The sequence below is a fragment of the Methanoculleus sp. UBA303 genome (assembly GCA_002501655.1).
Classification (GTDB): domain Archaea; phylum Halobacteriota; class Methanomicrobia; order Methanomicrobiales; family Methanoculleaceae; genus Methanoculleus.
Genome location: DANY01000004.1, coordinates 24,409 through 30,408, shown reverse-complemented (window position 1 = coordinate 30,408; position 6,000 = coordinate 24,409). Strand labels below are relative to the sequence as shown.

The 6,000-nt window shown below is 63.2% G+C and carries 4 protein-coding genes and 1 tRNA gene; 1 reads left to right on the top strand and 4 read right to left on the bottom strand.

The annotated features are described in order from the left end of the window. Positions 1-139: 139 nt before the first annotated feature. The 3 genes from BP846_RS00755 to iorA form a co-directional block, all read right to left on the bottom strand. A complete protein-coding gene (locus tag BP846_RS00755; protein ID WP_292392137.1) occupies positions 140-1,660 on the bottom strand; it encodes a small ribosomal subunit Rsm22 family protein in 1,521 nt (506 codons plus the stop codon). A 122-nt stretch (positions 1,661-1,782) separates the two neighbouring features. After that, complete coding sequence (locus BP846_RS00750; protein WP_292392136.1) at positions 1,783-2,379, bottom strand: indolepyruvate oxidoreductase subunit beta; 597 nt, start codon at positions 2,377-2,379, stop codon at positions 1,783-1,785. Continuing rightward, complete coding sequence (gene iorA, locus BP846_RS00745; RefSeq protein ID WP_292392135.1) at positions 2,376-4,145, bottom strand: indolepyruvate ferredoxin oxidoreductase subunit alpha; 1,770 nt, start codon at positions 4,143-4,145, stop codon at positions 2,376-2,378. The genes BP846_RS00750 and iorA overlap by 4 nt, the downstream gene beginning before the upstream one ends. Before the next feature lie 108 nt (positions 4,146-4,253). Between iorA and BP846_RS00740 the strand changes: the two genes are divergently transcribed. Beyond that, positions 4,254-4,326, top strand: a tRNA-Ile gene (locus BP846_RS00740). 136 nt (positions 4,327-4,462) lie between these two features. On the opposite strand, the gene BP846_RS00735 is transcribed toward BP846_RS00740, so the two are convergent. Next, positions 4,463-5,743: a uracil-xanthine permease family protein gene (locus BP846_RS00735; RefSeq protein ID WP_292392134.1), complete on the bottom strand. Its 1,281-nt coding sequence runs from the start codon at positions 5,741-5,743 to the stop codon at positions 4,463-4,465. Positions 5,744-6,000: the final 257 nt, after the last annotated feature.

The following is a 6,000-nucleotide window of genomic DNA, read 5'->3' as shown; positions in this document are numbered from 1 at the left end:
TACTAAATAAGTCCGATAATTTGAAATCGATGCACTAGATGGCCGTGCGCGGGGTTGCGACTTTCTTGTCCTCGAAGTCCTCTCGCCGAACAGTAAGAATGCCCGGTCAGGTTCACAGCAGGGGGCTCTTGCCGGGAACCTACGTGGTCCTTGTCCCGCCTTCCTCTCCTGCCGGGCATTCGGCCGGCTCGATCCGGGTCCCCGGCAGGACAACCAGGTTGTACGCGTTGTGGTCCCGGTTGAACCGGACGAGAACCCCGTAAAACTTGACGATATCCCCGTAGGCGATCTCCCGGAGCGCGTCGCGGTTCGGGCCGCGAAGGGTGCCCGGGATCACGGCGTAGATCGGGTTTGCGGGTGTCCCGTCGCAGACCTTGTAGACCTTCGTCCGGTTATCGCCAAGGTTCCCGGAGATCAGCGCGGCGACGACGTTGATCTTCCGATCGATGTGCTGGCGAAGGTGGGAGAGGCGGGCGAACTTCGCTCCCGGCGGCACCCGGTAGGCATGCTGCACCTTCGTGTCCTTCCGCAGGAGCGCTGAGGAGTACTTGATGTCGACGTTGATGAACCGGTAGCCGTCTTTCCCCTCAGCGAGACGATCCATCAGCCGGGTTGGCCGAATATCGCCCTTCTGCTCGAAGGTCCAGCACCGCGCAGGGTTACAGGCAGTCTCCCGGATGAACGAGCAGGGGCTATAGATGGTGAGGCCCCGGTCCGCAATCGCGCGCACGGTCTGGCGCATGGCCGTCGAGTTGGCGAGGTCTGCCGGCTCCACGACGACGATCGTCCCGTCGGGGGCGAGGCGGTCGGCGAGATCGACGACGAGGTCGGCACGCTGGTTGATATCCATATGGCGGAGCTCGTTCAAGACGTTCGAGAAGACGACCAGATCGAGGCGGTCGGGCAGGTCATCGCTCGCGAGCGCTCCGATATCCGCGCGGATGGGTTTCTCCACCCGCACCGTGCCTCCCTGCGCCTCAGCGGCGGCCGGGACGAGGGCGTTGTAAGCCTCAAGATGCTCTTCAGAGCGCTCGATGACGTAGATCTCCGCCGAGCCGCTCCCGATCCTTCCGTAGAGGTCGATGATGGCGAGCGGCACGACCCCCGGCCCGGTGCCCGCATCAAGGATGCGCATGTGGGGCTTTACGAGCCCCTGGCTGATGAGCTGCCAGAAGATGTGCTCAAATTGCACCAGGTAGACAGGCGCGTGGTAGGCCAGGTAGCCGAGGACCGGGTAGGCCTTCCGGTAACTTACCTGCCGTTCTTTCCAGTACTGGCTCTTCTGGACTAAGATGGCGTTACGCATCCGGTCGAGGACGACTGGATCGTCAGGAGATTTACTGGTTTTTTTCTCGATATAGGCCTCAACCTGCCGCTGAATGTAGTCCGGCACCTCCGGGTTCCGGAAGAACGCGAGCTGCCGCTCGCGCCCGGCATCACTGACCGTGAGCGGCTCTTCTTCTGGCCGGCGGCTGATCACGTAATCGTCACCGGCGGGCCTGAGGGTGAGGCCGAGGTCGTCGAGGTGCGGGCGGATGATATCGGCGAGGCTCGCGCGCGACTGCCCTTTCCCCGTGTCTTTTTGCAGTTCCGAGAGCCGGAACTCGGGCTTTGCGCCTGCAAGACGCTTGAGTGCTGCAACTGTATCCCGCTCGCTCATGGCGTACCAGCTCGGCGGAATGGTTAATACAGGTTGCGGGCGGCGTTCCCCCGGGACGACCTCAACGCCGGGGTAGGGCTGCTCCGGTTGCGGTGCCCCGCCATGTGGTAAAACAGGGGATATCAGGGTGCGCCGGCACCCTGTTCTCCTGCCTCCCGGCCGAGGTGGAAGGCTCGGACATTGACTTCGATGGTCTTTTGGGGGACGCACCGCCGCACCGCCTCTTCGAGGGTATCAGGTCTGAGCGGGATGACGCCGGACGCAGCCCCGAGCATAACGATGTTCTGCGAGAGGATGCTCCCCGCTTCCTCCGCGAGGCCCGCGGCGTCGATGCAGGTGACGTCGAGATCGGCAAGCGCGGCGAGGATGCTCTCCTCGTCGGGCACGGCGAGGTCCTGCTGGTAGACCGATGTGGGGACGACCAGGTGCCGGTTCACCACGAGTTTCCCCCCGGTCGGGAGGTAGTGGCGGTAACGGAGGGCTTCGAGGAGGTCGAAGGCGATCAGGAGATCAGCCGTTCCCGGCACGATCAGGGAGCCGAACTCCCCGCCTATCCGGATATGGCTCTCCACCGACCCGCCGCGCTGTGCCATGCCGTGGGTCTCGGCGCTCCGGACAGTCCGGTGCTCGATGATGCACGCCTCGCCGAGGACGTTCGAAGCGAGAACGGTTCCCTGGCCGCCGATCCCGACGATAAGGATATCAAACGAAGGTTTCATTGCCGTCCCTCCCTGCCGATCGCACCCGACGGACATATATCCGCGCAGACGCCGCACCCGGCGCAGAGTTCGGTGATCGTCGCGTTCTTCCCGGCAAATGCGATCGCCGGACAGCCAAACGACCGGCAGGCGCCGCAGCCCGTGCACCGCTCCGGGTCGACCTCGTAGGCCTTGCGCCGGATCCCGCTCCGCCTTGCGGTGATGACGCAGGGCTGCTTTGCGATGATCACGCGGACGCCTTTACGCTCCTTTGCCCGGCGGAGGGTATCGAGGAGCACCGGGAGGTCGTAGGGGTCGACCGTCTCGACCCAGGAGACCCCGCACGACCGGCAGATCGCCTCGAGCGATATCGGTATGCTCTCGACGCCCGTGGCCGTCATGCCGGTGTTGGGGTTTGGCTGGTGGCCGGTCATGGCGGTGATCCGGTTGTCCAGGATGACGACGACCATATCGGCACCGTTGTAGACGGCGTTCAAGAGCCCCGGTATCCCGGTATGCAGAAACGTCGAGTCGCCGATGGTGGAGATCACCGGACGCTCCTCGCCCGACCGGGCAATGCCGCTCCCGACGGTGATCGAGGCGCCCATGCAGATGGTGGTATCAACCGCCCCGAGCTGGAGCCCGAGAGTATAGCACCCGATGTCGCTTGGGAAGATGCCGTCGCGGAAGACCTTCCGCATCGCGTAGAACGTCGGCCGGTGCATGCACCCGGCACAGAGGATCGGCGGGCGGGGCGGCACCCCCGGGACCGGGGCGGCCGCTGGGAAGGCCATCGTGGAGGCAATGCCCGCTTCTCGCATGGCGGCGGCGACGGTTGCCGGGGTGAACTCCCCTTCGAACGGCACCGTGCCGGTCATCTTGCCGAGGACCTCCGTCTTCGTCGCAACCTGGCGCACCACCTCCTCGACGACCGGATCGAGTTCTTCGATGACGAGAACCTTCTCGTGCCGGTCGACGAAGGCCCTGAGCCACTCATCGTCGATGGGGTAGGCGCCGATGACCGCGAGCGAGACATCGGCACCGAGCACCTCCCGGACGTAGGCAGCGGCGGCACCGCTGGCGACGACGGCGGTCTTGCCCCGGATGGTATGGCGGTTGTAGCCGAGTTCGACCAGCCGCTCTTTCAACGCCGGCTGCTTTTCGTTCAGGATTTTGTGCAGCACCCGTGTATGCGCGGGGATGACCACGTACTGCTTCGGGTTGCGGTGGAAGGCGGCGGTCCGGTGTTCTGTGCCGATCTCTCCAAGATCGACGTCGCCCTTTGAGTGGCAGATACGGGTGGTGGGCCGGAAGATCACCGGCAGGCTGAACTCCTCGGAGAGGGCGAAGGCGTCCCGCATCATATCGTGCGCCTCCTGGACCGACGCCGGGTCGAGGCAGGGAAGCCGGGCGAAGTGCGCGTAACGCCGGGTATCCTGCTCGTTCTGGGAACTGTGCGCGAAGGGGTCGTCGGCAGAGAGGATGACGAACCCGCCGGTGACCCCAGTGTATGCGCTCGTCATCAGGGGATCGGCCGCCACGTTCAGTCCGACGTGCTTCATAGTGCAGAGTGCGCGCAGACCGCACCAGGCGGCGCCGAGAGCGTTCTCGAAGGCGACCTTCTCGTTCGTGGACCACTCTACGGTGAAGGGGCGCTCTCCCTGCACCCGGAGGACGTCGATCACTTCTGAGGACGGCGTCCCCGGATAGCCGCTGGCAAAATCGATGTTTGCCTCCAGGCATGCGTGTGCAATGCCCTCGTTCCCGAGTAGGTATCGTACTGCCATTGTTCCACTCAACTGTACTTCTATTGTCGGTTTTCAAGATAGCGCTTTGGATACTGATCCAAAACAATTAAGTGCTATAATGGCAGATGTTGTAGGGTAAGTCCCATGGGGCCCGTAGCATAGCTGGTGGTGCACCCGGCTGATAACCGGGAGGTCATGCGTTCGAATCGCATCGGGCCCATCGTTCTTTTTATCGGATGCTTGTTTTCCAGTCCCCTATTACCAAAGTCACTCTTCATCTTCTCTCTCCCCATAATCCTTGATTTCGTTGCGGATCTCGGGAATTAAGGGGCGGGCATGAGCGCACCCGCCCGGCCCTAATTCTGCGGTCGGCGGCGGTAGACGATATGCTCAAGCACCAGGACCGCGATGATGCCCACAACGAAACCGTTCGTGATCAGGGAGCGGATCATTGCCGGGAACCCTGCAGCGACTGCCGGAGGCAGAAACGCCACCACGGTCCCGAGGAGGAGGGGGATGCCGATGATCAGCCCTTCGTCGAACGTCCCGACCGCGCTGCTCTCCTGCCCGAGCATGAGCCCGGCCGCGATCTGGGCGGCCATGACGTAGGTGAGGACGACGCCGATGACCGGCCCGGGGATGCTCCCCAGGTAACCGATGGCAAGCGGCGATGCGGCCATGAGCCCGAGCGCCACGGCAGCCGGGACCAGGGCGAACCGGGACGCGCATCCCGTGGCGGCGATCACACCCGGGGAGAGCGAGAAGTTCACCGGGCCGATCACGCCGGTGAGGCCCGCGAGGGCGTTCCCGAGGCCGGTGACGGTCACCCCACGGTTCACCCGTTCATCCATGGCGTCGGCCGCGAGAAGGCCGCCCACCGACTGGATGGACCCGAGATCATTGATGGCGAGCGCGAGAAAGCAGATCAGGAATGCTGCAAATACTCCTATGTCGGGTACGGCAAGCGGCGCAAGCAGGCTCCCTGGGAGGGCAAGCAGGGCGGTGTCCGCAGGGGGCAGGGAGACTGCCCCAAAGAGGGCGATGTAGGCTAGGCTGCCGAGGATGATCGCCCAGAGCGCCAGGGTCGACTTCCATATTCCTTTCAGGAACCCGTTTGCAAGGAAGAGGGCGAGTGCGAATGCAAGAGCGAAGAGGAAGGTGTGCGTCGCCGGGACCGTGCCGCCGCCGTCCGTGATCAGGTTGAGGATGACGGGGGCGAGGGTGAACGCGATGAGCATGAGGACGACCACGATCACCCGTGGTGTAAAGAGGCGTTTTAAGTACTCGAAGAGGCCGGTTGCCGCGAGCACTGCGAGGAGAAGCCCGCCGATCGCTACCGACGCGTTTATAGCCCCGAATCCCTGATCGAGGCTTGCGAGGATGCCGATCAGGAGCACCGTCGCAGGACCGATCACCAGGGGAAGTTTGTGCCCCAAGTAAATCTGCACCAGTAGCACCAGAGCGATGAGGAGGAAGAGTTTCTGGAGGTATGGGATGGTCGATCCATCGGTCTGGAGGCCGGCCACGACCTTGCCGATGATGAGGATGGCGGGGACGCTCACCGCGAGCCACTGCAGGCCGAAGATGAGGAGCGATGCCGGCCCCGGCCGGTCGTCGATACCGTAGGTGAATTCCATTGTAACAACTCCTGGCGGAACTGCCGGTCCCGGGGTAAAGCCCGAGAGGGCGTCCCGGCCTATAGCAAAGGTCTTTTTGTTCCCGGCTCCATAATGGTTCCTATTACGGCGAAAAAAGCCTGAACATGGTAGACGAGTTCTCGCCGGCGGTTGGTCACTCATAGAGATAGCAGAAGAGAATGCTTCCCAACAGATCTCCATATTCTATAGCGACCTCCGTGAATTAGATGCAATAAGTTTATTTTGTCGCCTCGAAT

Excerpts from the sequence above, each read along its gene's own strand:
- BP846_RS00755 (WP_292392137.1), bottom strand. The coding sequence starts at position 1,660 with ATGAGCGAGCGGGATACAGTTGCAGCACTCAAGCGTCTTGCAGGCGCA.
- iorA (WP_292392135.1), bottom strand. The coding sequence starts at position 4,145 with ATGGCAGTACGATACCTACTCGGGAACGAGGGCATTGCACACGCATGC.
- BP846_RS00735 (WP_292392134.1), bottom strand. The coding sequence starts at position 5,743 with ATGGAATTCACCTACGGTATCGACGACCGGCCGGGGCCGGCATCGCTC.
- BP846_RS00750 (WP_292392136.1), bottom strand. The coding sequence starts at position 2,379 with ATGAAACCTTCGTTTGATATCCTTATCGTCGGGATCGGCGGCCAGGGA.